The organism is Lentzea sp. CA-135723 (assembly GCF_050936595.1).
Taxonomy (GTDB): Bacteria; Actinomycetota; Actinomycetes; order Mycobacteriales; family Pseudonocardiaceae; genus Lentzea.
Genome location: NZ_JBNJMK010000002.1, coordinates 1,521,726 through 1,548,493, shown reverse-complemented (window position 1 = coordinate 1,548,493; position 26,768 = coordinate 1,521,726). Strand labels below are relative to the sequence as shown.

At 70.1% G+C, this 26,768-nt stretch carries 29 protein-coding genes; 16 read left to right on the top strand and 13 right to left on the bottom strand.

The window, feature by feature from the left end; genetic code table 11:
• Window positions 1–45 precede the first annotated feature (45 nt).
• Window positions 46–678 (top strand): DedA family protein, encoded by a 633-nt coding sequence (locus ACQEU1_RS43195; RefSeq protein ID WP_433216029.1) that lies wholly within the window; start codon window positions 46–48, stop codon window positions 676–678.
• Here the strand turns inward: ACQEU1_RS43195 and ACQEU1_RS43190 are convergent.
• Window positions 665–1,783 carry a helix-turn-helix transcriptional regulator gene (locus tag ACQEU1_RS43190; protein WP_433216026.1) on the bottom strand — a complete coding sequence of 373 codons (1,119 nt, stop codon included), beginning with the start codon at window positions 1,781–1,783 and terminating at the stop codon, window positions 665–667. The two genes, ACQEU1_RS43195 and ACQEU1_RS43190, sit on opposite strands and share 14 nt — an antisense overlap.
• Window positions 1,780–3,804: an ATP-binding protein gene (locus tag ACQEU1_RS43185; RefSeq protein ID WP_433216023.1), complete on the bottom strand. Its 2,025-nt coding sequence runs from the start codon at window positions 3,802–3,804 to the stop codon at window positions 1,780–1,782. Before ACQEU1_RS43185 ends, ACQEU1_RS43190 begins: the two co-directional genes overlap by 4 nt.
• A gap of 449 nt (window positions 3,805–4,253) precedes the next feature.
• On the opposite strand from ACQEU1_RS43185, the gene ACQEU1_RS43180 reads away from it, so the two are divergent.
• Entirely contained in the window at window positions 4,254–4,769 is a 516-nt protein-coding gene (locus ACQEU1_RS43180; RefSeq protein WP_433216020.1) for a lytic polysaccharide monooxygenase auxiliary activity family 9 protein, read from the top strand.
• Between the two features lie 667 nt (window positions 4,770–5,436).
• On the opposite strand, the gene ACQEU1_RS43175 is transcribed toward ACQEU1_RS43180, so the two are convergent.
• The 5 genes from ACQEU1_RS43175 to ACQEU1_RS43155 all read right to left on the bottom strand — a co-directional run bounded on the left by ACQEU1_RS43175 (window position 5,437) and on the right by ACQEU1_RS43155 (window position 9,990).
• Entirely contained in the window at window positions 5,437–5,844 is a 408-nt protein-coding gene (locus tag ACQEU1_RS43175; RefSeq protein ID WP_433216017.1) for a DUF1992 domain-containing protein, read from the bottom strand.
• On the bottom strand, window positions 5,841–6,758 hold the full coding sequence (pip, locus tag ACQEU1_RS43170) for a prolyl aminopeptidase (RefSeq protein ID WP_433216014.1): 918 nt from the start codon (window positions 6,756–6,758) through the stop codon (window positions 5,841–5,843). The genes ACQEU1_RS43175 and pip overlap by 4 nt, the downstream gene beginning before the upstream one ends.
• Before the next feature lie 18 nt (window positions 6,759–6,776).
• Window positions 6,777–7,730: a hypothetical protein gene (locus ACQEU1_RS43165; RefSeq protein WP_433216012.1), complete on the bottom strand. Its 954-nt coding sequence runs from the start codon at window positions 7,728–7,730 to the stop codon at window positions 6,777–6,779.
• A gap of 63 nt (window positions 7,731–7,793) precedes the next feature.
• Complete coding sequence (locus tag ACQEU1_RS43160; protein WP_433216009.1) at window positions 7,794–8,993, bottom strand: MFS transporter; 1,200 nt, start codon at window positions 8,991–8,993, stop codon at window positions 7,794–7,796.
• A gap of 4 nt (window positions 8,994–8,997) precedes the next feature.
• Window positions 8,998–9,990: an ABC transporter substrate-binding protein gene (locus ACQEU1_RS43155; protein ID WP_433216006.1), complete on the bottom strand. Its 993-nt coding sequence runs from the start codon at window positions 9,988–9,990 to the stop codon at window positions 8,998–9,000.
• Between the two features lie 80 nt (window positions 9,991–10,070).
• Here ACQEU1_RS43155 and ACQEU1_RS43150 point away from each other — a divergent pair, with 80 nt between their 5' ends.
• The 8 genes from ACQEU1_RS43150 to ACQEU1_RS43115 all read left to right on the top strand — a co-directional run bounded on the left by ACQEU1_RS43150 (window position 10,071) and on the right by ACQEU1_RS43115 (window position 16,211).
• Complete coding sequence (locus tag ACQEU1_RS43150) at window positions 10,071–10,412, top strand: hypothetical protein (protein WP_433216003.1); 342 nt, start codon at window positions 10,071–10,073, stop codon at window positions 10,410–10,412.
• A gap of 56 nt (window positions 10,413–10,468) precedes the next feature.
• Window positions 10,469–11,509: a PLP-dependent cysteine synthase family protein gene (locus ACQEU1_RS43145; protein ID WP_433216000.1), complete on the top strand. Its 1,041-nt coding sequence runs from the start codon at window positions 10,469–10,471 to the stop codon at window positions 11,507–11,509.
• Entirely contained in the window at window positions 11,461–12,690 is a 1,230-nt protein-coding gene (locus ACQEU1_RS43140; protein WP_433215997.1) for an MFS transporter, read from the top strand. The genes ACQEU1_RS43145 and ACQEU1_RS43140 overlap by 49 nt, the downstream gene beginning before the upstream one ends.
• A 28-nt stretch (window positions 12,691–12,718) precedes the next feature.
• Window positions 12,719–13,036, top strand: coding sequence for a hypothetical protein (locus ACQEU1_RS43135; protein ID WP_433215994.1), 318 nt, complete (start codon window positions 12,719–12,721; stop codon window positions 13,034–13,036).
• Window positions 13,037–13,087: 51 nt separating this feature from the next.
• The gene (locus ACQEU1_RS43130) at window positions 13,088–13,240 is read left to right on the top strand and encodes a hypothetical protein (RefSeq protein WP_433215991.1); all 153 of its coding nucleotides are present in this window, start codon (window positions 13,088–13,090) and stop codon (window positions 13,238–13,240) included.
• A gap of 63 nt (window positions 13,241–13,303) precedes the next feature.
• The gene (locus ACQEU1_RS43125) at window positions 13,304–14,272 is read left to right on the top strand and encodes a C40 family peptidase (RefSeq protein ID WP_433215988.1); all 969 of its coding nucleotides are present in this window, start codon (window positions 13,304–13,306) and stop codon (window positions 14,270–14,272) included.
• A 224-nt stretch (window positions 14,273–14,496) separates the two neighbouring features.
• Entirely contained in the window at window positions 14,497–15,480 is a 984-nt protein-coding gene (locus tag ACQEU1_RS43120) for an NlpC/P60 family protein (protein WP_433215985.1), read from the top strand.
• A 167-nt stretch (window positions 15,481–15,647) separates the two neighbouring features.
• Complete coding sequence (locus ACQEU1_RS43115) at window positions 15,648–16,211, top strand: LysM peptidoglycan-binding domain-containing protein (protein WP_433215983.1); 564 nt, start codon at window positions 15,648–15,650, stop codon at window positions 16,209–16,211.
• A gap of 80 nt (window positions 16,212–16,291) precedes the next feature.
• Here the strand turns inward: ACQEU1_RS43115 and ACQEU1_RS43110 are convergent, their stop codons facing one another.
• Together ACQEU1_RS43110 and ACQEU1_RS43105 are read right to left on the bottom strand one after the other, a co-directional pair.
• Window positions 16,292–16,594, bottom strand: coding sequence for an iron-sulfur cluster biosynthesis protein (locus ACQEU1_RS43110; RefSeq protein WP_433215980.1), 303 nt, complete (start codon window positions 16,592–16,594; stop codon window positions 16,292–16,294).
• 591 nt (window positions 16,595–17,185) lie between these two features.
• Entirely contained in the window at window positions 17,186–17,830 is a 645-nt protein-coding gene (locus ACQEU1_RS43105) for a hypothetical protein (protein ID WP_433215977.1), read from the bottom strand.
• A gap of 177 nt (window positions 17,831–18,007) precedes the next feature.
• On the opposite strand from ACQEU1_RS43105, the gene ACQEU1_RS43100 reads away from it, so the two are divergent.
• From ACQEU1_RS43100 to ACQEU1_RS43085, 4 genes are read left to right on the top strand one after another with little or no spacing between them, the layout of a single operon-like run.
• Window positions 18,008–18,709, top strand: coding sequence for a VIT1/CCC1 transporter family protein (locus tag ACQEU1_RS43100; protein ID WP_433215974.1), 702 nt, complete (start codon window positions 18,008–18,010; stop codon window positions 18,707–18,709).
• Window positions 18,710–18,733: 24 nt separating this feature from the next.
• Window positions 18,734–18,952 carry a hypothetical protein gene (locus tag ACQEU1_RS43095; protein WP_433215971.1) on the top strand — a complete coding sequence of 73 codons (219 nt, stop codon included), beginning with the start codon at window positions 18,734–18,736 and terminating at the stop codon, window positions 18,950–18,952.
• A 7-nt stretch (window positions 18,953–18,959) separates the two neighbouring features.
• Window positions 18,960–19,637, top strand: a complete 678-nt coding sequence (locus ACQEU1_RS43090; RefSeq protein ID WP_433215968.1) for an HAD family hydrolase — start codon at window positions 18,960–18,962, stop codon at window positions 19,635–19,637.
• Complete coding sequence (locus ACQEU1_RS43085; protein ID WP_433215965.1) at window positions 19,634–21,967, top strand: glycoside hydrolase family 65 protein; 2,334 nt, start codon at window positions 19,634–19,636, stop codon at window positions 21,965–21,967. The genes ACQEU1_RS43090 and ACQEU1_RS43085 overlap by 4 nt, the downstream gene beginning before the upstream one ends.
• On the opposite strand, the gene ACQEU1_RS43080 is transcribed toward ACQEU1_RS43085, so the two are convergent.
• The 3 genes from ACQEU1_RS43080 to ACQEU1_RS43070 form a co-directional block, all read right to left on the bottom strand.
• Window positions 21,964–22,299, bottom strand: a complete 336-nt coding sequence (locus ACQEU1_RS43080; protein ID WP_433215962.1) for an SgcJ/EcaC family oxidoreductase — start codon at window positions 22,297–22,299, stop codon at window positions 21,964–21,966. The two genes, ACQEU1_RS43085 and ACQEU1_RS43080, sit on opposite strands and share 4 nt — an antisense overlap.
• Before the next feature lie 2 nt (window positions 22,300–22,301).
• Window positions 22,302–23,000, bottom strand: a complete 699-nt coding sequence (locus tag ACQEU1_RS43075) for an SDR family NAD(P)-dependent oxidoreductase (protein WP_433215959.1) — start codon at window positions 22,998–23,000, stop codon at window positions 22,302–22,304.
• A 102-nt stretch (window positions 23,001–23,102) separates the two neighbouring features.
• Window positions 23,103–24,014 (bottom strand): LysR family transcriptional regulator, encoded by a 912-nt coding sequence (locus ACQEU1_RS43070; protein ID WP_433215956.1) that lies wholly within the window; start codon window positions 24,012–24,014, stop codon window positions 23,103–23,105.
• 85 nt (window positions 24,015–24,099) lie between these two features.
• On the opposite strand from ACQEU1_RS43070, the gene ACQEU1_RS43065 reads away from it, so the two are divergent.
• Window positions 24,100–24,387, top strand: coding sequence for a muconolactone Delta-isomerase family protein (locus tag ACQEU1_RS43065; RefSeq protein WP_433215953.1), 288 nt, complete (start codon window positions 24,100–24,102; stop codon window positions 24,385–24,387).
• Window positions 24,384–25,850 (top strand): YbfB/YjiJ family MFS transporter, encoded by a 1,467-nt coding sequence (locus ACQEU1_RS43060; RefSeq protein ID WP_433215950.1) that lies wholly within the window; start codon window positions 24,384–24,386, stop codon window positions 25,848–25,850. The genes ACQEU1_RS43065 and ACQEU1_RS43060 overlap by 4 nt, the downstream gene beginning before the upstream one ends.
• Here ACQEU1_RS43060 and ACQEU1_RS43055 read toward each other — a convergent pair.
• Entirely contained in the window at window positions 25,768–26,739 is a 972-nt protein-coding gene (locus tag ACQEU1_RS43055) for an alcohol dehydrogenase catalytic domain-containing protein (protein WP_433215947.1), read from the bottom strand. The two genes, ACQEU1_RS43060 and ACQEU1_RS43055, sit on opposite strands and share 83 nt — an antisense overlap.
• Window positions 26,740–26,768: the final 29 nt, after the last annotated feature.

Sequence of the window (26,768 nt, the reverse complement as noted above, 5' to 3'; positions counted from 1 at the left end):
CCGCCAGGGCAAGCTCGTTCACGCGGCAGAGGCTAGAGTCGGACCGTGCCGGTCGAACAGTGGCTCGAAGCCATTCCACCTCTGCTCGTGTACGTCATCGTCGGCCTGGTGATCGGTTTCGAGTCGCTCGGCATCCCGTTGCCCGGCGAGATCGTGCTGGTCACGGCTTCGCTGCTGGCGTCGCAGCACAACGAGCTGAGTCCGTTGTGGATCGGCGTGTGGGCGAGCGCGGGCGCCATCATCGGCGACAACTTCGGGTACCTCATCGGGCGGCGCGGCGGGCCGCGGCTCTTTGCCTGGATGGGGCGGAAATTCCCGAAGCACTTCGGCGAAACGCAGCTCGACCACGCCAGGAAGGTGTTCCAGAAACGGGGCGCGTGGGCCGTGTTCTTCGGCCGGTTCGTCGCCCTGCTGCGCATTCTCGCCGGGCCGCTGGCCGGGTCGATGCACATGCCGTACGGCCGGTTCCTGGTGGCGAACGCGGCGGGCGGCATCGTGTGGGCCGGTGGCACGGCGGCGGCCGTCTACTACCTCGGCGTCGTCGCCGAGAAGTGGTTGAAGGGCTTTTCCTACGCGGGCCTCGCGATCGCGGTGGTGTTCGGTGTCGCCGGTGTCTTCATCGTGAAGAAGCGCCTCGCGAAAGCCGCCGAGAAAGAGGACGAGGTCACGCCCGCGTAGTCCACGCGGCGATCTGGGCGCGCGACCGCACGCCCAGCACCGTCTTGAGGTCGCGGACGTCCGCCTCCACGGTCCGCAGCGACACGTGCAGGTCGTCCGCGATCTGCTTGTTGGTCAGGCCCTCCGCGACCATCGCCGCGACGCGCAGCAGCCGTTCGTCGCGCCACGACAGCGCGGTCTCCTCGGGTTCGGCCTGCGGACGCGGCGGCGCGACGGACACCCCCGGCAACGCGAACTGCCGCACGGACTCCAGCATCGTCAGGTCGGGTTCGAGCAACGAGCGCGCCTGCAGGTTCTCCGCGAGGCCGTCCTCGATGGTCCCCGGCATCAGCGCGAACCGGTGCAGCGCCACCTTCTCCTCGTCGGTCAGCAGCTGGTAGGCGCGGTCGAACGCCGCGTGCAGCGACCGGTGGTGGGACGGGGCGTCCCGCGGGGCGTGGGTGAGGAGGGCGAACCTGTCGTCCAGCCGGCCCGCGACCTCCTCCAGCGTCAGCACGCGCACCAGCCGTGCCGCGAGCTCGAGCGCCAGCGGCAGCCGGTCGAGCTGCTCGCACACGAAGTCGAGCAGTGCGGCCTTCTCGTCGAACTCGCTGTCGAGCGCCGTCGCCCGGTCGCTGAACAACCGCCTGGACTCGTGCCGGCTCAACGGCTTCAGCCGGTACTGCTGCTCCCCCGGCACGGCCAGCGGCGAATGGCTCGTGGCCAGCACACGCACCGATGGGTGCCGTGCGATCAGAGCGGCGCAATCGTCCGTGACGCCCTCACAACCGTCCAGCACCAGCAACGCGGGTTCGGTGTCGATCAGGTCCGGCACCTGGCTGACGTCCGCGAGCTCGACGAACAGCACGTGCTGCCGATGCGCGACCACCTCGTGCACGAGCCGTGACTTGCCGACCCCTGGCGGTCCCGTGACTGTGACGATCCTGTTGCGCGCCAGCAGTTTCGTGAGATCGGCCAGCTCGGCGGCACGGCCGACGAAGGAGTCCAGCCGCAACGACGTGGGCACGACGTCGCGGGCACGGCGCCGGTAAGCGCGCTGCCGGCACGCGCCGGAGCAGTACTTGCCGGGGGCGGTCAGCGCCGTCCCGCAGTCCTCGCAGGTCACCGCGCCCTCGCCGTCCGCGCCGCGAGCTGGGTGCGGGACGTGAGCCCCAGCCGCGACAGCATCTGGGTCACGTGCGACCGCACGGTCCCCGCGGAGATCCCGAGCCTCGTCGCGATCTCCGTGTTGGTCAGCCCGTCCGCCACCAGGTCCGCGATCTCCCGTTGCCGCGCGGTCAGCGGTTCGTCCTGCCGTCCCGCGCTCACGAACGCCATCATCCCGGCGTGGTCGAGCCGTTCCCCGAGCTGCCGGGCGTGCGTGGCGCGGCGCGGACCGGCCGACTCCACGGCGAGCTCACGCGCGTCCACGACCATCTGGTTCCACGGTTCTTCCTTCCGCGAACCACGTTTTCTGCGCGCGACCTCGGCGGCCGTGAGCAGCACGACCGCACGGTCGGCATCACCGCGACGGGCCGCCACGACACCAAGCCCCTCCAGCACACCGGCTTCGGACACGGCCGCAGGGGCCCCCACGCGCAACGCGATCGTGAAGTGGTGCTCGGCCTGGTCGACGTCACCGGACGCCAGCGCGATCACCCCCGCGGTGTGCCGTGACGCCATCAGGTGGAAGGGGTCCAGGACACCGAAGGACAGCGATTCCAGCGTGGCCGCGAGCGCGCCCGGCAGGTCGTTCAGGCGCATCAGCAGCCACGCGTGGTTGTTGAGGAACGTCATCAACAACGCAGGATTGTTCATCGCGCGTGCGGCCGCCACCGATCGTTCGTTGGCCACGCGCGCGCCGGCGAGGTCGGAGTTCATGCCCCGTGCGTAGCCCAGCGCGTTCCACGCGCGGGCGTCCCACGACGGTTCACTCGTCGCCGGGTGCGCGACCAACGCCTCCGCGAACCGCAACGCCGTCACCTCGTTGCCCGTGAAGCCCGCGAGCCAGGCCGCGCGGAAGAGCAGCAACTCCGCGTGCGACGTCAACGGCCCGTGCGCCAACGTGGAGCACGCCAGGCGCATCGCCTCGCTGTACGACCCCTGCACGTACCAAACGTGCACAACGCCGGCGACGAGCCACGTGTACCGCGGGTCGGTGCGCGGAACACGGCTGATCACGTGCAGCAGCTGGTGTTCCTGGCTGAGCAGCCACGCGTTCATCTCGCTCGCGACGACCGGCGCGGCGCCGACGGCCTGGATCGTCTCGGTGAGGTGCGTGACGAGCCGGTCGAACGCCGGCTCCGCCTCGCCGTGCTCCTCCAGCCGCGCCAGACCGAACAGCCGGATCGACTCCAGCATCCGGAACCGCGCGCCCGACGTCGACGGCGACCGCACGACCAGCGACTTGGCGCGCAACGATCCCATCACCGCCACGACGTCCGCGGGAACACCGCACACCGCGGCGGCCAGCCCGAGGTCGAAGTCGCCGATCAACGCCGACAGCGCGCGCAGCGCCGACCGTTCGGCCGGGGTCAGCAGCTCGTAGCTCCACCGGATCACCGCGTCGAGCGTGCGGTGCCGCGCGGGCACGTCCGTGCGAGCCGCCGCGAGCTCGATCGCCAACGGCAGATGGTCGCGCACGGAGTCAGCGAGCTCCGGCGCGCCACCGCACTCCACGAACAGCTGCCGGGCGTCCGCAGGCGGCAACGGGCCGAGCTCGACGCACATCTCGCCCGCGAGGTCGAGGGGTTCACGGCTCGTGACCAACACACGCAGCCGTGGACACTCCGCCAGCACCTCCGCCACAGCGGCAGCGGCCTCGTCGATGAGGTGCTCGCAGTTGTCCAGCACCAACACGCGATGGCCGGCCAACGCGCGCACGACCGTCTCACGCAACGACGAACCGGGTTCTTCCCAGACGTTCAACGCGAACGCGATCACGTGCCACAGCAGGTCCGGCCGGTGCACGGGCTCCAGCTCCACCACGGCGTCACCGAGCCGCAGCTCGGCGGCCAGCCGCGACTTGCCCGCACCGCCGGGCCCGGTGAGCGTCACCAGCCGGTGCTTGCGCAACAGGCGACGCAGGGTCGTCAGCTCCCGTTCCCGCCCCACCAGGCGGGTCCGCGAGAGCCCCGACGACCACATGCGCGCGATTCTAGAAGTTAATGCAAAAAGAAGAAATGTCGCTCAACAATTGCCGTACCACTCCCGAAACCGCCGTGAACTGCGACGACACCGCCCCGCAGCGGCAGGAACCGGTCACCGGCTGAGACGCTCGGCTTCTCACCCTCCGTCGTTCCGTCACGAGATTCCGGTCCGCATCCCGGTCTGCGCCAGGCCGGCCGGGAACCCGCACAAGCCGACGAGTCCACGCGTGAAGCACCCAGATCGAACACGAAACCGCACAAGACCCGACGACTTCGCGCACTCACGCCCGAAATTTCGCAGTTGTACAAACCTGAGCGTTAGTCGCGCGCCTGACTGATCTATCGGACACACCTTGTGGCGCCGCGATTACGCGCGGTATGGTCTAGACCTTCAATCGCCGCCGCGATGTAACGGGAGTACGCACACATCAAGGCAAAGGAAGTCACATGAAGATTGGACGCAGGGTCACTGCCGCCATGGCAGGCGTTCTCGCTGCACCGTTGATCGTCGTGGCACTCCCCAGCGGCACGGCGTTCGCGCACGGCTACATCAACTCCCCGCCCAGCCGCCAGGCGCAGTGCGCCTCGGGCACCGTCGCCTGCGGCAACATCAAGTACGAACCGCAGTCGGTCGAGGGCCCGAAGGGCCTGCAGAGCTGCCACGCCAACCTGTCGCAGTTCTCCGAGCTGAGCAACGACAGCAAGGGCTGGCGCGCCACTTCCACCGGCCGCACCGTGAAGTTCAACTGGACGTTCACCGCCCGCCACAAGACGCGTGACTACGACTACTACGTCGACGGCCGCAAGGTCGCGAACTTCGACGGCAAGAACCAGCTGCCGGGCTCCGTCGTCAGCCACGACGTCAACGTCGGTAAGTCCGGCCGCGTCAAGGTCCTGGCCGTGTGGAACATCGCCGACACCGCGATGGCGTTCTACTCCTGCGTCGACCTCCAGGTGAGCTGATCGCTCCAGCCGCGTGAGGACCCCTTCCTCTCACGCGACACCCGCAGGGCCACGGCCGCCGGGGTGAGCACTCCGGCGGCCTGAGTCCGCGTGCCCGGCACCGCGGAAGAGGGCACCCCTGTCCTGCCCTCTTCCGCGGCCGGCCGGGCGTTCTCCGCTCGACTTGCGCCACCGATCGACTCGGTGACCGCGGGCCGCCCTTGTGGCCACCGACGTCCACGAGGGCCGGCTCACCGCGCGACAGCCTGGAGCAGGCGGAAGCGAAGACCTGGAACGGTCGAACGCCACGGTCCGCGCCAGGCAGGAGCCGGCGGGCTCGGCCGACAGGGCGCATCCGGGAGTGCGCGGCCAGGCGGCACGCAACCCTGCAGTCGGCCTGAGTGCCGGCGCACGCACCTCGCGGCCTCGGCACCGCAAGCCGACCACAGCCCGCACGCACCCCGCGGCCTCGGCACCGCAAGCCGACCACAGCCCGCACGCACCCCGCGGCCTCGGCACCGCAAGCCGACCACAGCCCGCACGCACCCCGCGGCCTCGGCACCGCAAGCCGACCACAGCCCGCACGCACCCCGCGGCCTCGGCACCGCAAGCCGACCACAGCCCGCACCCACCTCGCGAACCCCGCAAGCCGGCCACGGCCCCCGCGCCCCTCACCACCGCGAGCCGATCACGGCCCGCCCGGCGCCCCCTTCCTCTCCCGCAACACCTCGTCCACGTCGAACGGCATCAGCGTCAAAGGCGGACCCGCCAACGGTTTCCGCAGCGCGTCGAGGATCCGGGCGTTCATCTCACCGATGATCGCGCGCGCCTCCTCGTCACTCCGCGCCGCCAGCGCGCGGGCCCGCGCGGTCTCGGCCTCCTTGCGCAGCACGAGAGAAGGCGGCAAGCCCGCGCTGCCCTCCTCCTCGCGGACCTTCCTCTTGATCCACCAGTCCTCCTCGAGCGCGCGGCCCGCGTCCGGGAGCGGTTTGCCCGCGCTGGGGAGGTCGTCGAACTCGCCGCGTTCCTGGGCCTCGCGGATCTGCCTGTCGATCCACGACTCGAAGTCCATGCCGGGTGGTTTGCGCTGTGTCACGGGGAGAACCTCCTCACCGCGGCGTCGATCGCCTCGCGGAACGCGGGGCTGCCCTTGTGGCCGCTGTCGTCCACGACGGTCAGCTCGGCGTCCGGCCACGCCTGGGCCAGCGCGTACGCCGTGCCGACCGGGCAGCTCATGTCGCGCCTGCCGTGGATGATCGCGCCCGGGATGCCGGCCAGCCGCCCCGCGCCGCCGAGCAGATCGTCGACGAAGCCGCCGTTCGCGTAGTAGTGCGCGATGATCCGCACCAGGGCGACCACGTCGTCGGACGGGCGGCCGGAGAACACCTCGGGCTCGCCGAAGTTCTCCAGCGACAGGACCGTGTCCTCCCAGCGGCACCACTCGGCCGCCGCCTGTTCGCGCACGGCGCGGTCGGGGCTCTCCATCAGGTTCGCGTACGCCCGCACCACGTCCACGGCGTCGCCTGCGTGAGCACTGAACCGGGCCCACGCCTCCGGGAAGAACCGCGCCACGCCCCGGTACAGCCAGTCGATCTCGCCCGCGGACGACAGGGTCAGCGCGATGAGGATCAGCTCGGAGACGCGGTCGGGGTGCCGTTGCGCGTAGGCCACCGCGAGCGTCGTGCCCCAGGAACCGCCGTACAGCAACCACTTCTCGACGCCGAGATGTGCGCGGAGCAGCTCCATGTCCGCGATCAGCGCATCGGTCGTGTTGGCGCTCATGGACACGGCCGGGTCGCTCGCGTGCGGGGTGCTCAGGCCGCAGCCGCGCTGGTGGAAGATCACGATGCGGTACTTCGCGGGGTCGAGCGACCTCCGCGCGCCCTTCGACGGGCTGCCGGGCCCGCCGTGCAGGAACACGGCGGGCTTGCCGTCAGGGTTGCCGACGGTCTCCCAGTAGACGTGGTGGCCGTCTCCGACGTCGAGCAGGCCGTGGTCGTAGGGCTCCATGGATCCGAGCGTACCGAGCTACACCGACAAGATCTTCCACGTCAGTCCGGCGTCATCCGACCGGTACACCTCGGCGAACTCGGACCCCGGGCCACCGCGCACGAGCGTCGCGTGGCGGGCGTCCGAGAACGCCAGGTCCTCGAAGGCCGGACCGCCCAACGTCAAAGGCGTGTCCCACTTCGACGAATCCGCGCTGTGGTGCACGAACGACCAGTCACGTCCGGTCGCGGCCACCAGGGCCCCAGAAGAAGAGACCGCGAAACCCGTCGTGATGCCCTCACGCGGCGGCACGCCGACGGTCTTGAACGGCCCGCCGTCGGACACACGCAGCTCCTTCGACATGTTCCCGAAGCCGGGATCGAAGCTGCACAACGCATAGCGCGCGCTACCGACCGTGCCGAGCCGTGTGGCTGCGAACTGGTCGCACGGCGCCGCCTCCGACACCCAGCCCGACGCAGAGCGCACCCAGTACCGGTTCTCCTCACCGAACCGCGCCAGCGACACCTGTCCGGCCGCGATCTCCCCACGAGCCTGACCGGGGATCTCCACGCCCGGCACCGGCTGCCACGACCCGAACCACGACGAGCGCTCGAACAGCCGCGTCGACGTGCCGTCGTAGATCACCGCGAGGAACCCGGAGTCGAACCCCAGCGCACCGACCGCGCCCTTGATCCCCGACGCCTCCCAGCGCGTGCCGCCGTTGCTCGTGACGAACAGCTGCGAGCCGTCGGTCACCATCCCGGCGGCGTCGTTCGCGAACAGCACGCGCAGCCGGTCGGTCTCCGGCACGGACAACGCCGGCGTCTTCACCCGCGTCCAGGTAGACCCGCCGTCGACGGTCCGGACGAGCTGCGGGCAGTTCGCGTTCTGGCACAGCGTGTCCAGGCCCAGCACGAAACCCCGGTCAGCGGACGTCCACGACGTCGAAGCGGGCACGACCGAAGCGCCCGCGTGCGCGACGGAAGTGGTCAATCCGGTCAACAACAACGAAACAGCAAGAACAGCAATGCGTTTCCCCCACATCGCCTTCTCCCCTCAAGAGGCTGGTTCCCACTCAACACCTCTCGAGCGCGCGGCGGCAACAACCCACAACGCCACCAAAACCCCGGCACCGCCCGCGATCACCAGCAGCAGCTGCGGACCCAGCACGTCGATGAGCAGACCACCGACAACGTACGAAACAGCCGCTGCCACACCGATTCCGCCGTAGAAGTTGCCGAACACCCTGCCCGTCCGGTCAGCGGGCACCAGCCGCTGGATCAAGGTGCTGTGCGCGACGTCCATCGCCGCGATCCCCAGTCCCCGCACGGCCTGCAGCGCGAACGCCGACGCGACTCCCCACGCCAGCCCGGTGAACAGGTTGCCGGCACTGCTGATCACGAACCCCACGACGAGCAACGCGACCATGCTCAGCCCCGCCGACCCGCGCGCCAGCAAGGCGTACCCGAGCAGCAGCCCGATGCCGACCGCGCCGAGCACGAGCCCGGCCGCGCTCTCCGACTCCCCGAACACACCCATCGTCAGCTGCAGCACCGCGACGTCGTCGATCGCCGTGCACGCCACGACCCCGCAGAACCCGAGGAACACGATCCGCAACGCCCGGTTGCGCCAGATCTCCCCGACCCCGGCCTTCACGTCGGTGAACACCGTCTCCCCCGGCTCGGACGGCACCACGAGCTTCGGCAGGCGCAGCAACAACAACGCCGACAACCCGAACGAAACGGCGTCCACCACCAACACACCGCGAACACCGAGGAACGGCAACAGCAAGGCGGCGAGAAACGGCCCGATGACGTCCGCACTGTTGGAACCCAGCCCTAGTGCCGTGTTCGCCTGTGCGAGGTCCTTAGGCGCCACGAGACTCGGCACGGCCGCGCGCGAAGCCGGGATGAAGACCTGCCCGACCACAGCCCGCACCCCGACCAGCACGAGCAGGACCGGCAACGGCGGCAACGTGAACGCGATGACCGCCAGCAGCACGCCCTGCGCGACCTCGCACACGATCATCACGGTCCGCCGGTCGAACCGGTCGCTGATGACCCCGGTCAGCGGGCTCAGCAACGACGGCGCGAAGTCCCCCACGAGCAGCAGCGCCGCCACCGCGATGGCTTTGCCGAGCACGGACTGCACGTGCACCATCAGCGTGACGAGGCTGAGCGCGTCCCCCACAACAGAAACGACCCGTGCGGTGCTGAGCACGCGCAACGGGCCGTTCGTCTTCAAAAGCGTCAGCACATGGCTACTTTGCCAACACCTGGTCCAGCTGGTCAGCCAATTTGTTCATGATCCCGGCGTAGGAGGAGTAGCTCAGCGGCGCGACCGCGTTCCACTCCACGAACCGGCCCGCCTGCACGGCGGGCAGCCCCTGGAAGACCGGGTGGCCCTCCTTCATCTGCTCCGGGTTCAGCACGTGCTGGCGGGTGTCCCACATGATCACGTGCTCTTTGTACGTGCCGGAGTTCTCCCACGACAGCGACTGGAAGTAGCCACCGCCCTCGGTGTCGGGCTTCTCGGGCGTGAGCAGCGGCAGGCCCAGTTCCTTGACGTACCAGTCGAGGTCGGGGTTGCGGGCGGGCACGGCGACGTAGAAGAGCTTCGGGTCCGCGCCGATCACCTGGATCTTCTGGTTCGCGGCCGTCATCTTCTGGCCGATGGCCTTCAACCGGTCGGCGGCCTTGGTGAACGCCTCCTCGTCGGCCTTCACCTTGGCGGAGTCGACGTCCGCGCCGAGCGACTTGGCGAGCTCCTTGAAGCGCTTGATCCCGTCCGGCAGCTGGATCTTCGACTGGCCGATGCCGACCGTCGGGGCGATCTTGGCGACCTTCTCCTCGAACTCGGCCGTGAGGTGCCACAGGCCGGTGACCTCGGGGTAGTAGCCCGCGACGACCAGGTCGGCGTTCAGCGCGGCGAACTTCTCGAAGTCGATCTCACCGTAGCCGGGACCGGTCACGTCGGTGACCTGGCTCGGGTCGATGCTGCCCGCCTCCGGGTCGGTCGAGCCGTCCGCGCGCTTGAGCGGACCGAAGGTGCCCACGACGTTGATGCCGTAGTCCTTGAGGGCTCCCGCGGCGGACACCTGCGCGACGACGCGCTCCGGGCGCTTCTCCGCCGTGACCTCCTTGCCGCGGTCGTCCTTGAACGACCACTGGCCACCCGCTTGCTCCGTGGGAGCGTTTCCACCGCACCCGGCCACTAGGCCGAGCAGCAGAACCGCGGCGACTGTCCTGCGCAATCTGTCCACCTCCTGAGTTTAGGCTTGCCTAACTTAACAGGCGAATCTGCGCTTTCAGACATTGCGGTAGATTGGTCACCGTGCGAAACCGATCGACGACGGGGCGTGGCCGATTCCTGGCCGTCGCGCTCCTGTTGATCGCGGTGTTCGCGCTCCACCCGGCGTGCCCGCCGGAACCCGCGCACCACGGCGCGTTCGTGCCCGGCATCTCGGGCGAGCTGTGCCACCACGGCGACACCCACCAGGCGTCCCCAGCGCCATCGTCACAGGCCGCCGTGCAGGTCAGCGCCCTGTCGTTCCCCCCACCGGACGCGGAACCGGCCGAACGGCCCGCGGCCAGACCGCACCCGTGCCCGGCACGCCTCGATCCCGGCGCCTCGGGGCGTGCGTTGCTGCTCGACCTCGGAATCTCTCGGACGTAGGCCGGGCCCCAGCCCCCTGCACCCCTTTCGCACACCCCATTCTTCGAGGGATTCCCATGTCTGTCCCCAAGCTGGACCGGAGCACGCCCGTGCTCTGGATCGACGAGCTGTCCCGGACCTCGCCCGCCGGTTTCTGGGCGAAGCTGGAGAGCGCCAACCCCGGCGGCGGCATGAAGGACCGCGCCGCCCTGCACATGGTCGGGTGCGCGCTGGACCGCGGCGACCTCAAGCCCGGCGGTCACATCGTCGAGTCGACCAGCGGCACGCTCGGGCTCGGCCTCGCGCTCGCCGGCATCGTGCACGGCATCCCGGTCACGCTCGTCACCGATCCCGGGCTGGAGCCGATCATCCAGCGCATGCTGCGCGCGTACGGCGCGACCGTGGAGATGGTCGACCGACCCCATCCGGCCGGCGGCTGGCAGGAGGCCCGCCGGCAGCGGGTCGCGGAGCTGCTGTCCGAGCTCCCCGGCGCGTACTGCCCCGACCAGTACAACAACCCCGACAACGTGGCGGGCTACGCGCCGCTGGCCCACGAGCTCGCCGAGCAGCTCGGGCACGTCGACGTGCTGGTCTGCGCGGTCGGCACCGGCGGGCACAGCGCGGGCGTGTCCTCCGTGCTGCGGCAGCACTTCCCGGCGTTGCGGCTGGTCGGCGTCGACACGATCGGGTCGACGATCTTCGGCCAGCCCGCCAGGACCCGGCTGATGCGCGGGCTCGGGTCGAGCATCTTCCCGCGCAACGTCGACTACCCGGCGTTCGCCGAGGTGCACTGGGTGAACCCCGCTGAGGCCGTGTGGGCGTGCCGGACGCTGGCCGCGCGGCACTACGCGAGCGGCGGCTGGAGCGTGGGCGCGGTGGCGCTGGTGGCGTCCTGGGTGGCGCGGACCTCGCCGCCGGGAACGCGGATCGCCGCGGTGTTCCCGGACGGCCCGCAGCGGTACTTCGACACGGTGTTCAACGACGAGTTCTGCGCCGCGAACGGACTGCTGGGCGTGGTGCCCACCGAACCCCTCGTCGTAGTGGCGCCGGGCGAGCGGGAGGTGCTCTCGTGGACGCGCTGCGAGTCCGTTGTGGACCCGATGGCGGTGACGGCGTGATCGCGAAGTTCCGCTCGTTCGACCGCAGCGTGCAGTTGTTGCTGCTCAACCAGTTCAGCATCAACGTGGGCTTCTACATGCTGATGCCGTACCTCGCCGCGCACCTGTCGGTGACGCTCGCGCTCGCCGGGTGGGCCGTCGGGTTGGTCCTGGGCGTGCGGAACTTCGCGCAGCAGGGCATGTTCCTGATCGGCGGCACGCTGGCCGATCGCCTGGGGTACAAGCCCTTGATCGTGGCCGGGTGCGCGCTGCGCACGGGCGGGTTCGCGTTGCTCGGGCTCGTGGACGGCGTGCCGGCGCTGGTGATCGCGTCGGCGGCGACCGGGTTCGCCGGGGCGTTGTTCAACCCGGCCGTGCGCGCGTACGTGGCCGCCGACGCGGGGCCGCGGCGGGTGGAGGCGTTCGCGTTGTTCAACGTCTTCTACCAGACCGGGATCCTGGTGGGGCCCTTGGTCGGGCTCGCGCTGACCACTGTGGACTTCCGGTTGACGTGCCTGGTGGCGGCGCTGGTGTTCCTGGTGCTGACGGTGCTGCAGTGGCGGTCGCTGCCCGCGCGGGCCGGGTCGTCGTCCGGCGGTTCGGTGCTCGCGGACTGGCGGCTGGTGTTCGCCAACCGGGCGTTCGTGCTGTTCGCGCTCGCGATGACCGGGTCGTACGTGCTGTCGTTCCAGGTATATCTGGCGTTGCCGCTGGCCGCAGGCTCGGCGGCGCTGACGGCCGTGCTGTTCGCGGTGTCGGGGGTGCTGGCGGTCGCGGGGCAGCTGCGGGTGACGGAGTGGGCGCGGGCCCGGCTCGGTCCCGACCGGGCGCTGGTGGCCGGGATGGCGGTGCTGGGACTGGCCTTCCTGCCCGCCGGGTTCGGCTGGGCGGGGCTGGTGCTGTGCGCGGCGCTGCTCGCGCTGGGCACGATGGTGGTGTTCCCGTTCGAAATGGACAAGATCGTCTCGCTGTCCGGCGACCGGCTCGTGGCGACGCACTACGGGCTCTACAACACCGTGGTGGGCGTCGGAATCCTGCTCGGCAACCTGCTCACCGGAGTCGGGTTCGACGCCGCTCGGCGGGCGGGTGTGCTGTGGGTGCCGTGGCTGGTTCTTGTCGCCTTGGGGCTCGGCTGCGCGTGGGCGCTGAAGATCTTGACGGCACGTGTCGATTCGGAGCTCGCCCCTTCGACGTCTGGTTAGAAGGCAGGTTCCGGATCGGAGGGTCGCCATGATCGCCACGCTCATCGCCACACTGGTCGAAGAGGATCACGCGGAGGACGACGGCGTCCTGGCGCCCGACGACCGGCTGACCTGCCACGTGCACGGGAGGTGGATCCACCAGTGCGTGTCGTCGCCCGTGCACGTCAACCCGGTCACGCGGCACCGCTGGTGCCGTGGCTGCGACTCACCGCTGGGCGTCGTGGTCGACGAGCTCGCGGGTGACGTCGCGATGCGCTGTCCCCGTTGTGGGTGCGGGGGCAGCGCGGCCACGGCCCGGCTGATCGCCGCGTGCCGTGCCTCGATCGAGGCACATCGGGCCGCCTGATCGGGTGAGACCGCCCGTTTTGCGATGTTTGAGTGGCTTAGGTTGCTCTGCGTGTCTCTTTCTTCACGCATCGCAACTGTTCTGGCCGCCACCGCGGGCGTCGCGCTCGTGACCGCGTCGCCCGTGCTCGCCGACGAGCTGGTGGACGTCGAGGTCGACGCTCCCCTGGTCGTCGTCGACGGACCGCTCGCCGAGTTCGGCTGAACCCCCGAACGGGTCAGTCCGTACGCCTCCTCAGAAGCCGATTCCGACTTTTGAGGAGGCCGCGTGCCCGGCCGTGCTGCAAGGACCACCGCCCTGGCCGCCGTGATCGCCGCGACGGTGGTGTCGATGCCGGCGGCGCACGCGCAACCCGCCGACGACGCGTTGAAGGTCTACAACGACCTCACGCGCGAGGCCGAGAAGCTCAGCCAGGACCACCTCAAGGCGCAGAGCGACCTCCAGCGGGCGAACGCGATCGTGGCCGCCGCGACCGACGCCGAGAAGAAGGCGCTCGCGGACTCCGAGCAGTTCCGCGGCCAGGTCGACGTGCTGACCGAGGCGTCGTTCGAGGGCGCGCGGTTCAACAACCTCTCGGCGCTGCTCACGTCGACGTCCCAGCAGGACTTCCTGGCGCGGATGCAGGCGATGAACATCCTCGCGTCCGACCAGAACGAGGCCGTCGCCCGGCTGGACGCGGCGCTGACCACGGCCCAGAAGGCGCGCACGGACGCGACGACGGCCGCCGGTGCCGCCGAGAAGTTCGCCGCGGACGTGTCGACCCGCAAGGTCGCGATGGACGAGCAGGTGTCGACCGCCCGCTCCAAGTACCAGTCGCTGACCAGGCCGCAGCAGCAGACGCTGGCGAGCACCGGCCCGAAGGTGACGGTGAACGCGCCGGCCGGCGCGGCGGGCGCGGCGCTGAACTTCGCCCTGTCGCAGCAGGGCAAGCCGTACGTGTTCGGTTCGAACGGACCGGACTCGTGGGACTGCTCGTCGCTCATGCAGAAGGCCTACGCGTCGGCGGGCGTGTCGATCCCCCGCGTCACCTACGACCAGGCGAAGGTCGGCCGCGCGGTGGGCCGCGGTGAGGTCGCTCCCGGCGACCTCGTCATCTACTACTCAGGTCAGTCGCACGTCGCGATGGTCGTGGACGGCACTCGCGCGGTCCACGCGTCGACCGAGGGCGTGCCGGTGAAGGTTGCGAACATCGACTCCATCGGACCCATTTCGGTGATTCGCCGGGTCGTCGGGTGACGCGTCTCTCCTACCCCGCGATAAAGCGACGTAGACGACTGTGAGAACGTGCGGGCCAGCAAGGTGCCGGCCCCTGGTGCTGGACGAAGGCAAGGTCATTCCGTAACCTGTCCGAGACCTTCGGCCCAGCAGTTAACCCGCTTGGGGCACACGCCAAGGTTGTCGCCTGACGCGGAGTAGTTCTCGCGAGGCGGCCGCCACAAAAAAGGAGGACCCGCGACGTGGTGTCGCAACCCTCACGCCGCATCGTGCGTGGAGCTCTCGTAGCGACGGCAGCAGTTGTCGCGGCAGCACTCCCGACGGCGCCGGCCACCGCTCAGCCCAACGCCGCGGACGCGCTCAAGAAGTACAACGAGCTGCAGGAGCAGGCGTCCAAGCTCAACCAGGACCACCTCAAGGCCCAGGACGACCTGAAGGCCAAGCAGGGTGAACTGGACAAGGCCAAGGGTGACCTGGCCACCGCGCAGCAGGCCGAGGAGGCGCTGCGCGGACAGGTGGACCTCCTCACCGAGGCCACGAACTCCGGCGCGAACTTCAGCCAGATCTCCGCGCTGCTTGTGAGCGACTCGCAGCAGGACTTCCTCAACCGCATGTCGGCCATCAACATCCTCGCGGCCGACAACGCCGAGGCGCTGCAGAAGCTCACCGACGCCGTCAACGCCGCCGACCAGGCGACGAAGACCGCGAACGACGCCACCGAAGCGTCGAAGAAGCTCGTCGCCGAGATGGACACGAAGAAGGCGGAGCTCGACAAGCAGCTCGCCGACGCCAAGAAGGTCTACGACGGCTTCAGCGCGGCCACCCGCAACCAGCTCGCGGCCGCCGGCGACATGTCGAACATCTCGGTGCCCGCGGGTACCGCCGGTGCGGCCGTGTCGTTCGCCCTCGCGCAGCGCGGCAAGCCGTACGTCTACGGCTCGAACGGCCCGAACTCGTGGGACTGCTCGTCGCTGATCCAGGCCGCGTACCGCTCGGCGGGCGTGTCCATCGGCCGCACCAGCTACGCGCAGGCGGCCGCCGGCCGTTCGGTCAGCCGCAGCCAGGTCCAGGCCGGCGACATCATCGTGTACTACTCCAGCCAGTCGCACGTGGCGCTGGCGATCGACGGCATCCGCGCCGTGCACGCGTCCACCGAGGGCGTGCCGGTGAAGATCGCCGACATCGACTCGATCGGCCCGATCTCCGTCATCCGCCGCATCGAGGGCTGACGTTCTCCCTGGTGAACGCCCCTTGCCTCCGGGCAGGGGGCGTTCGTCGTTTCACTCCCTCGGGTGCACGTTCCGCTGTGGACGCGCGGGAGTGCCGCGTTGTGACTAGGTTCCGCTTCGGGCGCCGCCGGTTCGAGCGGTCCTCGTCGTCCGAAGTGGAGCTTTTTGTGGACACCTTGCAAGCCGGTCAGGAACTCACCCGCGGCCAGCAGCTGACCAGCGCCAACGGCTACCAGCTGACCCTGCAGTCCGACGGGAACCTGGTGCTCTCGGAGAACACCGGCACGGTGTGGGCGAGCGGCACCGACGGCAAGGGCGCCGTGCGCGCGTCGTTCCAGGACGACGGCAACTTCGTCCTCTACACCGACAGCAACGACGCCGTGTGGTCCACCGGCACCCAGGGCAACTCGGGTTCGCACCTCGTCCTGCAGAACGACCGCAACCTGGTCGTCGTGGGCGGCGACGGCAGCCCGAAGTGGGCCACCAACACCAATACCGACTCGCCGCAGGCCACCCCCGAGGCCGAGGCCCCGGCCCCGGTCGTCGAGGAGGCCCCGGCCGCGCCCGCCGCCCCCGCCGTGCAGACCTACGAGGTCGCGGGCGGTGACTCGCTGTGGGCGATCGCCGAGCGCTTCTACGGCGACGGCAACCGCTACATGGAGATCGCGAACGCCAACGGCATCGCGAACCCGGACCTCATCCACCCCGGTCAGGTCCTGACCATCCCGTGATCTAGCAGTTCAGACGCGGTTCAGACGCAACGGGCCGGGTCTCCCTCACTTGGGAGACCCGGCCCGCTCGCTTCTTCGCCTCAGCCGGGCGTGCCCTGGCGCGCGATCGCGAAGGCCGGGTTGCCCTCCTCGTCCTGGCGCACGTCGAGCACCTTGTCCTCCAGGTACTGCGCGGCCCCGGGCTCCATGATGACCTTGGCCCCGGCGTCGGCGGTCACCACCTGGTCACCGTCGGCGGCCTCGCTGAGCGACAGCTCCAGGGCGGCCTGACTGTTCTGCTCGGCGGTCAGGGCGAAACGCAGGCCGACACCGTCGTTGGCGGCGGCTGACTGTGACGTGAGCTCGTTGATGACCTCGGCAGCCATCGGCGTCACTTCGAGCATGTCGGCCCCTTCATCAGGAAACAGAAACTCGTCAGGGGTGCCCGCCTCACCAGGTTTCAACCACCGCTCACCAGAGTCGGGGCGGGTCCGGGACGCGGACTGACTACGACGAATGAGGTGTTCGCCCTGTTCAGAGGCGGTACATCGACATCGGAAGGATCAGCCGCAGGTCGCGCAAGATCGCGACGAAAGTGACGGCCGGCACGGCACGAGCACGCGCGGATGGGATGGGCCAGTCGGGCGCATGCATGCGCAGAAGTAATGGGTGGCTCGGCCAGGAGCACGCGTGGACGTGACAGGTAGCTCGGCGCGAGCGTCGTAAGGCGCGAACGGATGGCCGGCTGACACGACTCGCCCACCGCTTCCCGCAGCGCGAACCCTGGCCTGCCTGCCGCCTCCCCAGCGGCACGCCTCTCCCCCAGGCGCGGCGCTCCCCGCACACCTCTCAACCAGCGCGCTTCTCCCCCAGCCGCTCTCTCCACCGGCGCGGCTCGGCTCGGCGGCTCGGCGGCGCGGCGGCTCGCCTCGGCTCGGCGGCGCGGCGCGGCTTGGCAGGCTCGGCGGCGCGGCGCGGCTGGGCCCAGCGCACCCTCACGCCACCCGGTGCGCCTGCCTCGACACCTCGTTCCGCACGTGCCCGCAAGCCGAGCACACCCGCTGCACCGGAACCAGCTCCGCCACCAGCCGCCACGAGTCGGCGAACGACGGCACCTCCTGCCCCGGCGTCAGCAGGCTGTCCAGCACCTCCTGGCGCCGGCGCCCCTTCTCCCGGCTGCGCTCGACCGGGTCGCGCCGGTGGGCGAGCGCTCGGGTCTCCGCCCGCGCCTGGCGGCCCTCGGCGGTCAGGCCGGCGCCGCGGCGGGGTGCGTTCAGGGCCGCGTTGCGGCGGTTCACCCGGTACCACTGGCCCAGGGTGATGCCGGACAACGGCGGGTCGGCGAGGGCGGTGCCGTCCGCCGTCCAGGCGCGGAGGCGGGCGCGCAGGAACTCGTGGGCCACCTGGGACCTCGAGCGGGGGCGGCCCTGGCGGGTGCCGTCCGGCCTGGTGTCGACGGCCACCAGGAGCGAGTCGACGTTCCAGCCCGCGAGGAACCACGGTTCCAGGACTCGGCGGATCCAGCGGCGGTCGGCGTCCGGCCAGGAGGCTCGGTCGCACAGGGACTCGACTGCCACGTCCACGTCTGCGTTGGTGGACGGCACCACGCGGCCTGGCCAGCGGCTGGGTTCGATCTGCATCGGGTACTGACCTCCTCTAGCTCGCACACGAACACCTGTTCGACATGCTGCCACGGGGGTCTGACAAAAAATGAGCCTCCAGGCGCTGACCAGGCAGAACTCACCCGTTCAGCACAACGGCGCAGGTCACCCGGTCGTCGCGCGGCCAAACCCGAAAAGCACCGCTAACCTGCGGAAATGAGCCACCACGAGCCTCACGACGAGGTCACCGGCGATCGGATGAACTGGCTTCGCGCGGGGGTGCTGGGGGCCAACGACGGCATCGTGTCGACCGCCAGCCTGGTGGTCGGTGTGGCCGGGGCGACGACGGACCGCGCGCAGATCCTCATCGCGGGGCTGGCCGGGCTGTTCGCGGGCGCGATGTCCATGGCGAGCGGCGAGTACGTGTCGGTCAGCAGCCAGCGAGACGCCGAACGCGCCCTGCTCGCCCAGGAGAGGAGAGAGCTCAGGGACACGCCCGACGAGGAGCTCGAAGAGCTCAAGGAGATCTACGAGAGCAAGGGCCTCGACGAGAAGACCGCGGCAGAGGTCGCCGAGCAGCTCACGAAGCACGACGCACTGGCCGCACACGCCGAGGCCGAGCTCCACATCGACCCGGACGAGCTCACGAACCCGTGGGGCGCGGCCATCGCGAGCTTCGTCTCGTTCACCATCGGCGCCCTCCTGCCCCTCGCCGCCGTCATGCTCACCCCGACGAGCCTGCGGGTGCCGGTCACGGTCGCCGCCGCGATCATCACGCTCGCCCTGACCGGCTTCATCAGCGCGAGGCTCAGCGGCGCGGACCAGCGGCGAGCGGTCGTGCGCAACATCGCCGGCGGCCTGATCGCGATGGGCGTCACCTACGCCATCGGCTCGCTGGTCGGCCAAAGCATCGGATAGCGCCGAACGGGGTACAGCGAAGGCATGAGTGAAGAACGCGGCTCTTACGTCTCCGACGACAACGACGACTTCGAGGCCCTCGACGAGGACAACCTCAAGCACGACCCGCTGGAGACCGAACCGGAAGAGGGGTGGGCGGAGTCCACCAAGTACGGGATGACCGAGTACGAACAGGCGCACCCGCGACCGTTGGATGAACGCCTCAAAGAAGAGCGGAGCGATGTCGGCGAGACGGGTGCATGATCGACCTATGAGCCTCGGCATCCCGGAGAAGATCACGGCGTTGCTCTTCGACCTCGACGGCGTGCTCACCAGCACCGCCGTGCTGCACCGCCAGGCGTGGCGGCAGACCTTCGAGGCCATGGGCCAGCCGTTCAGCGAGCAGGACTACCTCGCCTACGTCGACGGCAAACCGCGCTACGACGGCGTCCGCAGCTTCCTCACCTCGCGCGGCCTCACGCCGGCGGAGGACGAGGTCCGCCGCATCGGCGACCAGAAGAACGACCTGGTCAACGCCATCATCGACGAGCAGGGCATCACGCCGTACCCCGCCTCCGTCACCTACCTCAAGGCCGCACGCGACCAGGGGATCCCCATCGGCGTGGTCACCTCCTCCGCCAACGCCATGCGCGTCCTGCGCGCCGGCAACCTCCTCGACTACGTCGACGCGCTGGTGGACGGCAACGTGATCACCGCGTCGAACCTCAAGGGCAAACCGGCGCCCGACTCGTTCATCGAGGGCGCGAGAAGACTCAAGACCAAACCGGAGAACGCCGCCGTCTACGAGGACGCGCTGGCGGGCGTGCAGGCAGGGCGCGACGGCGGCTTCGGGTTCGTCGTCGGCGTCGACCGCGGCCACCAGCGGGAAGCACTGACCGCCCACGGCGCCACGGTCGTCGTGGACGAGCTCGACGAGCTGCTGTCATGAGCTACGCCGTCGAACCCTGGCAGCTGCGCTGGCAGGGCCTGTCCGTCGACCACCTGCGCCAGACCGAGTCGACGTTCGCGCTGGCCAACGGCCACATCGGCTTCCGCGGCACGCTCGACGAGGGTGAGCCGCGCGGGCTGCCCGGCACCTACCTCAACGGCTTCTACGAGGAGCACCAGCTGCCGTACGGCGAGGGCGGCTACGGCTACCCCGAGGCGGGGCAGACCGTCGTCAACGTCACCGACGGCAAGATCATCCGGTTGCTGGTCGAGGACGAGCCGCTGGACATGCGCTACGGCAACGCCATCGAGCACGAACGCACGCTCGACTTCCGCACCGGCACGCTCCGCCGCCGCACGGTGTGGGAATCGCCGACGGGCAGGCGTGTGACCGTGCGCAGCGAACGGCTCGTGTCGTTCACACAGCGCGCTGTCGCGGCGATCCGGTACGAGGTGGAGCCGGAGGACGACCTGCAGCTCGTCGTCCAGTCGGACCTGCTGGCCAACGAGCCGACCAAGAGCCGCAGCAACGACCCCCGCGTCGCCGCCGCGCTGGACTCTCCGCTGGTCAACGACTTCCTGATGGCCGAGAAGTCACGCGCGGTCCTGTGCCACCACACCAAGGTGTCCGGGCTGCGCATGGCCGCCGCGATGGACCACGAGGTCGCGGTCAGCCGGTCGGAGAACGAGCTGCACGACGAGCCGCGCACGGAGATCCACGCCGAGGACGACCTCGCGCGCTTCACCGTGGCGGTCGACGTGCCCGCGGGCGGGTGCCTGAAGCTCACCAAGTACCTGGCCTACGGCTGGTCGGGGCAACGGTCGACGCCGGCGCTGCGGGCCCAGGTCGAGGCGGCGCTCGCGGGCGCGTGCCAGACGGGCTGGGACGGGCTGCTCGCCGAGCAGAAGGCGTTCCTGGACGACTTCTGGGAGGTCGCCGACATCGAGATCGAGGGCGACGACGAGCTCCAGCAGGCGATCCGGTTCGCGCTCTTCCACATCCTGCAGGCGGGTGCCCGCGGCGAGTCCAGGGCCATCCCCGGCAAGGGCCTCACCGGCCCAGGCTACGACGGGCACGCTTTCTGGGACACCGAGATGTTCGTCCTCCCGGTGCTCACCTACACCGTGCCGGACGCCGCCCGCGACGCGCTGCGCTGGCGGCACTCCACTGTGGACAAGGCCCGCGAACGCGCGAAGGTGCTGGGGCTCAAGGGAGCCGCGTTCCCATGGCGGTCGATCAACGGCGCCGAGTGCAGCGCGTACTGGCCGGCGGGCACGGCCGCGTTCCACGTCTCCGGTGACGTCGCCTACGCCACACAGCAGTACCTGAACGCCACTAATGACAAGGACTTCGACCGCGACGAAGCGACCGAGATCCTCGTGGAGACCGCACGGCTGTGGGTGTCACTCGGCCACCACGACCCGCACAACGGTTTCCGCATCGACGGCGTGACGGGTCCGGACGAGTACTCGGCGATCGTCGACAACAACGTCTACACGAACCTCATCGCGCAGCAGAACCTGTGGGCGGCGGCCGATGCGGCCGAAAGAAACCCGTGTGACGCAACGGAAGAAGAGATCGCAACGTGGCGCAGGGCCGCCGACGCGATGTCCGTGCCGTACGACGAGATGCTGCAGGTGCACCCGCAGGCGGACAACTTCACCAAGCACGCCGAGTGGGACTTCGAGAACACACCGGAGGAGAAGTACCCGCTGCTGCTGCACTTCCCTTACTTCGACCTGTACCGCAAACAGGTCGTGAAGCAGGCAGACCTCGTGCTGGCGATGCACGTCCGTGGCGATGCGTTCTCCGACGACGAGAAGGCACGCAACTTCGCCTACTACGAGGCACGCACGGTCCGTGACTCGTCGTTGTCGGCGGGCACGCAGGCGGTGCTGGCGGCCGAGGTCGGGCACCTCGGGCTGGCGTACGACTACCTGGTCGAGGCCGCGTTCACCGACCTGCACGACCTGCACGACAACGTCGACAACGGCCTGCACATGGCGTCGCTCGCGGGCGCGTGGACGGCGTTGGTGGCGGGGTTCGGCGGCATGCGCGACCACGGCGGCGAGCTGACGTTCGCACCGCGGCTGCCGGACGCGCTGACCCGCTTCTCGTTCCGGATGTCGTTCCAGGGCACCAGGATCTCCGTCGAGGTCAGCGCGACCGAGGCCACCTACCGGATCGTGGACGGCACCGAGCTGTCCACGAGGCACCACGGCGAGGCCATCACGATCACGGCGGACGCACCGGTGACCGTGCCGATCCCGGAGGCCCCCGACCTCGAACGGCCGAAGGGACCGTTCGGGCGGGAGCCGCGCAGGCGCTAGGCGAGCCGGGAGACCTGGTAGTGCGCTATCAGGTCTCCCTTCACCAGCACGCTCAGGTACAACGTCAACGTCGGCCGGTCGACGAACGAGAAATCGACCTTCGAATAGACGAGAACCAGATCTTCGGCCAGTTTCCGCGTTTCGAGCACCTCGTATTCCACCGTCATTCCGGCGGGCTGGGAATCGTAGTAGGCGGCCACCGCGGCTCTGCCCACCCCATATGGTTTGAGACCCTGGAAAATGGCGTCCTCGGTGAAGTTCGCGGCCACGGCCTCGGGGGCGTGCGCGGCGATTCCGGCCTTCCAGCGGTCCAGGACCTCTTCGACGGCCATGGTCAGTGCCCCGCGCTCTGGCCGCCGTCGACGTGCAGGATCTCGCCGGTGACGAAGCCCGCCTGCTCCAGGAACGTGATCGCGTCGACCACGTCGGAGATCTCGCCGATGCGGCCGACGGGGTGCAGCCCGGCCAGCGCCTCGTGCGTCTCCGGGGCGTGCATCGGCGTGCGGACGATGCCGAGCGCGACGGTGTTGAAGCGGATGCCGCGGGCCGCGTACTCGATGGCCAGCGACTTCGTGACGGCGTTCAGACCGCCCTTGGTCAGCGACGCGAGCGCGGACGGCACGGCGGACAGCGCGTGCTCGACCAGCGTCGTGGACACGCTGACGACGTGACCGGGCCCGGTCATCGCACCGACGGCGGCGCGCGTGATGTCGAAGAACCCGGTCAGGTTCGTGCCGGTGACGGCGGCGTAGTCTTCGTCGGTGTACTCGGTGAACGGCTTGGCGACGAAGATGCCGGCGTTGTTCACGAGCGAGTCGACCCGGCCGAACCGGCGCAGCGCCTCCTCGACGACCCGGGCACCCTCGCCCGGCCGCGAGAGGTCGGCGCGAATCGCCAGCACACCGGGGTCGTCCGAATCCTGAACGGAACGCGACACCGCGACGACCGAATAACCGAGCTTGCGATAGGCGGGAACGAGCGCCTCACCGATTCCCTGCGACGCACCCGTGACGATGACGACCTTGCTGGACATTTCCTGCTCACTTTCGGGAGGAGAAGCAACTGACAGCCACAACCGCCCGCGAACCCGGTTGATTTCGCGGAATTGCGACCCGTTTCCTCCCTCGTGAGAGGCTCAGCCTCCCACGGCCCGGTAGGGGTCGTCGGCGGGCAGCCAGCCGCGCCCGAGGTCGCCCACGTCCCGCACGATCGCGTCGGCGGCCGCGACGACGTCCGCGCGTTCCTCGTCCTCCCGCCGCACCAGCGACCACGTCCACAGCGGCTCGGGCTCGATCACCGGCCGTGCCACCAGGTCCGGCGGCAACGGCGTGGTCTGCCCCTTCGGCGAGTTGAGCACCGGTGTCGTGCACACCCGCACGTGGTCGAAGAACGCGGGCCCGGTGATCGCGCCGTTGTGGATGCGCCGCACCTTGCAGCCGGTGTCGCGGGCGAACTCCTCCGCGTAGTCGTTCCAGGACTGCCACGACGTCACGTCGTCGTCCACCAGCACCGCGATGTCCTCGGCCCGCACAGGACTCGCGTCCGATCCGACCCCTACCGCGTACAGCCGGTCGGCGCCCAGTAGCTGCGCCTTCAACCCGAGCTGAGCCGCGTCCGCCCGGCGAATCCAGCACACGGCCAGGTCCAGGCTCCCGTCCGCCACCCGCGCCGCCTGCTGGTGCGACGGCACGACCCACGCGTCGACGTAGAGCTGCGCGACCCCCGCCACCCGAGTCGTGAGGTCCGGCGGCAGCCAGTTGACGTACCCGATCCGCACCGGCCGCGACCCGGACAGCTGCCGGGCGTGCCGCCGCAGCTCGTCGGCCCGCTCCAGCAACGCCCGCACCTCGGGCACCAGGGCGGCGCCGGCGGCCGTGAGCGCCACGGTGCGCCGGTCGCGGGCGAACAGGGCCACCCCGAGGTCACGTTCGAGCGCCTTGATCTGCTGCGACAACGATGGCCCCGCGATCAGCAGCCGCGCCGCAGCCCTGCCGAAGTGGAGCTCGTCCGCGACCGCGAGGAAGTACCTGAGTTGACGCAGTTCCACGCTACGCATCTTAGGAGGCTCAGCCTCCCACGCAGGAGCAAGCCGGTCGTGGCCCTGCGGCGGAGCCGGTCGCACGATGGACGGCATGAGAGAGTTCCTGGTCGAGATCACCACGGCGTTCCCCGGCCTCCCCGAGTCCGAAGTGGACGCGCTACGCGCTCTGGAAGCTGCGCGGGCCGCGGAACTCGCGGCCTCCGGCAACCTCGTCCGCCTGTGGCGCCCGACCGGCGAGAAGCGCAGCGTCGGCATCTGGAGCGCGACCGACGAGGACGACCTGAGGGACACCGTGCTCGGCTCGCTCCCGTTCCGCCCGTACATGACCGCGATCGCCGTCACCGCTCTGGACCCGCACCCGAACGACCCGGGCAGGTGAGCGTCCGCGCCGCCGCGGCCCTGGCGGCGGGCATGGGCATCGGCCGGTTCGCGTACACCCCGATCCTGCCGTTGATGACGGCACAGGCAGGCCTGTCCGCTGCTTCTGCCGCGTCCCTGGCCACGGCCAACTACCTGGGCTACTTCGTCGGTGCACTCGCCACAGTCGTGCGCGCGCCGTCGCTGCTGGCGAACCGTGTCGCACTCGTGCTGCTCGTGGCGACGCTCGCCGGAATGCCACTCACGCACTCGATGGCGGTGTGGTTCGCGTTGAGGCTGGTCGCCGGCGTGGCGAGCGCGGTGGTGTTCGTGGCGGCGGTGAACGCGCGGCCGGGGTGGGGCATGAGCGGCGTCGGCTTGGGAATCGCGCTGGCCGGGCTGGTGGTGCTCGGGTTGGGGCAGTGGCAGGCGGCCTGGTGGGTGGCGGCGGGCCTGGCCGCGGTGCTGGGGGTCGCGGCGTGGGGGCTGCGGCCGGAACCGCCGAAGGCGTCGGGCGTGGCAGAGGCTCCGAAGGCGTCGGACCCGCCGGAGACGAGCAGTTCGATGGTGTTGCGCAGGCTGGTGAACGGCGTGCGCGGCTCGTGGCAGGCGGCCCGGCGGGCGGCAGCGGGCCTCGCCGCGATGCTGGGGCTCGCCGTGTGGGGGCGGCGGCCGGAAGCGTCGACAGTGCCGGGCGCGGCTGAGCCGCCGGAGATGAGCAGTTCGATGGTGTTGCGCAGGCTGCGCGGCTCGTGGCAGGCGGCCTGGCGGATGGCAACGGGTCTCGCCGCGGCGCTCGGGGTCGCCACCTGGCGGCTGCGGCCGGAAGCGCCGAAGGCGTCGGACCTGGCCGAGGCGCCGAAGGTGTCAGACCTGCCTGAGACGATAGGAGTGGGGACCCGGCGCCCCCTGGGGGCCGGTAAGTCTGCATCGATCCGGGGACCGCGACGGGCGTTCGGGTTCCTCTTCGCCGCCTACTCCCTCGAAGGCGTCGGCTACATCATCGCGGCCACCTTCCTCGTGGCCGCCATCAGCGGCCCGCACGGCACCAGCGCGTGGGTCCTCGTCGGCCTGTCCGCCGCCCTCTCCCCCGTGCTGATCAAGCCACGCCGCCACGCCCTTCCCGCGGCACTGGCCGTCCAGGCAGCGGGCATCGCCCTGGCGGCCCTCGCACCGGGTTCCGCCCTCCTCGCCACGCTCCTGTTCGGCGGCACCTTCATCGGCATCGCCGCGACCGCCCTCAAGCAAGGCGCGGACCTGGGCATTCCGAACGCCGCCGCCATCCTCACCGCGGGCTACTCGGCGGGCCAGATCGTCGGTCCGCTCCTCGCCGCGCCCCTCCTGGCGACCGGCTACGACCAGGCGCTCCTGCTCGCGGCCGCCATCGTCGCGGCGGCGGCCGTCACAGCTCTAGCACCACCTTCACGTCGCCTGGCCGTGTCTCGAAGGCCTCGGCGAACCGCTCCAGGGGCACCCGCCGGGTGATCAGACCGGACAGCCAGGCGTCGTCCGCCCGGTCGAGCACCGCGGAGGCCTCCCGGTAGTGGCGCGGGTTCGAGTTGACCGTGCCGAACACGATTCCGTTGCGCAGCACCAGGTCCCGGTTGATCTGCCCGATGTCGGCCGGGAGCACCTCGGTCGACGGCACGCCGGTCAGGCACACCAGGTCGCGCCCCAGCACCGACGCGACCAGCGACGGCGCGCCGGTCGCCTCGATCACGACGGGGATGTCGGGCAACGACCGGTGGTAGGTGGCGCCGAGCGAAGACACCAAAAACGGCTTCGGTCCGTCAGCGGCCAGGTCGAACACGTGCACGTCGAGCCCTCGTTGCACGCCGATCAACGCCGCCAGCAGCCCGATCGGCCCTGCCCCCGTCACCAGCACCGACTCGAACGGGTACAGCGCGAGCTGGTCCAGCCGTTCCCACGCCTTCACGACCACGGACGTGGGTTCGACGAGCACACCTGCCTCGGATGAGACCGCGACAGCGTACGAAGCCGGCACGGTCCAGAGCGTCGCGGCGTAGCCGTCGAGGCCGGTGATGCCGCGCTCGGTGTACTGGCCGTTGCGGCACATGTCGAACTCCCCGCGCGCGCACGCCACGCACGGCACCGGGTCCGGTCTGCGGACCACGCCCGCCACCAGCGAACCGGGCTCGAACCCCGGGCCGCTGATCACCCGTCCGAGGGACTCGTGGCCGATGACCAGTCGCCCGCCGACGCCGAACTCGCCGCGCACCATCTCGCGGTCGGTCCCGCAGATCCCGACCGCGACCCCGGCTACCAGCAGCTCACCCGGCCCAGGCACCGGATCAGGCAGTTCTTCCAAAGACAGGGCCCCGGCCCGGGCAAGATCCACCGTCAGTGCGCGCATGAAGACCATTCTTGACATATCAACAGCGA

Excerpts from the sequence above, each read along its gene's own strand:
- ACQEU1_RS43095 (WP_433215971.1), top strand. The coding sequence starts at position 18,734 with ATGAGTGAAGAACGCGGCTCTTACGTCTCCGACGACAACGACGACTTC.
- ACQEU1_RS43180 (WP_433216020.1), top strand. The coding sequence starts at position 4,254 with ATGAAGATTGGACGCAGGGTCACTGCCGCCATGGCAGGCGTTCTCGCT.
- ACQEU1_RS43075 (WP_433215959.1), bottom strand. The coding sequence starts at position 23,000 with ATGTCCAGCAAGGTCGTCATCGTCACGGGTGCGTCGCAGGGAATCGGT.
- pip (WP_433216014.1), bottom strand. The coding sequence starts at position 6,758 with ATGGAGCCCTACGACCACGGCCTGCTCGACGTCGGAGACGGCCACCAC.
- ACQEU1_RS43065 (WP_433215953.1), top strand. The coding sequence starts at position 24,100 with ATGAGAGAGTTCCTGGTCGAGATCACCACGGCGTTCCCCGGCCTCCCC.
- ACQEU1_RS43105 (WP_433215977.1), bottom strand. The coding sequence starts at position 17,830 with ATGCAGATCGAACCCAGCCGCTGGCCAGGCCGCGTGGTGCCGTCCACC.
- ACQEU1_RS43145 (WP_433216000.1), top strand. The coding sequence starts at position 10,469 with ATGTCTGTCCCCAAGCTGGACCGGAGCACGCCCGTGCTCTGGATCGAC.
- ACQEU1_RS43090 (WP_433215968.1), top strand. The coding sequence starts at position 18,960 with ATGAGCCTCGGCATCCCGGAGAAGATCACGGCGTTGCTCTTCGACCTC.
- ACQEU1_RS43080 (WP_433215962.1), bottom strand. The coding sequence starts at position 22,299 with ATGGCCGTCGAAGAGGTCCTGGACCGCTGGAAGGCCGGAATCGCCGCG.
- ACQEU1_RS43135 (WP_433215994.1), top strand. The coding sequence starts at position 12,719 with ATGATCGCCACGCTCATCGCCACACTGGTCGAAGAGGATCACGCGGAG.
- ACQEU1_RS43100 (WP_433215974.1), top strand. The coding sequence starts at position 18,008 with ATGAGCCACCACGAGCCTCACGACGAGGTCACCGGCGATCGGATGAAC.
- ACQEU1_RS43185 (WP_433216023.1), bottom strand. The coding sequence starts at position 3,804 with ATGTGGTCGTCGGGGCTCTCGCGGACCCGCCTGGTGGGGCGGGAACGG.
- ACQEU1_RS43110 (WP_433215980.1), bottom strand. The coding sequence starts at position 16,594 with ATGCTCGAAGTGACGCCGATGGCTGCCGAGGTCATCAACGAGCTCACG.
- ACQEU1_RS43085 (WP_433215965.1), top strand. The coding sequence starts at position 19,634 with ATGAGCTACGCCGTCGAACCCTGGCAGCTGCGCTGGCAGGGCCTGTCC.
- ACQEU1_RS43055 (WP_433215947.1), bottom strand. The coding sequence starts at position 26,739 with ATGCGCGCACTGACGGTGGATCTTGCCCGGGCCGGGGCCCTGTCTTTG.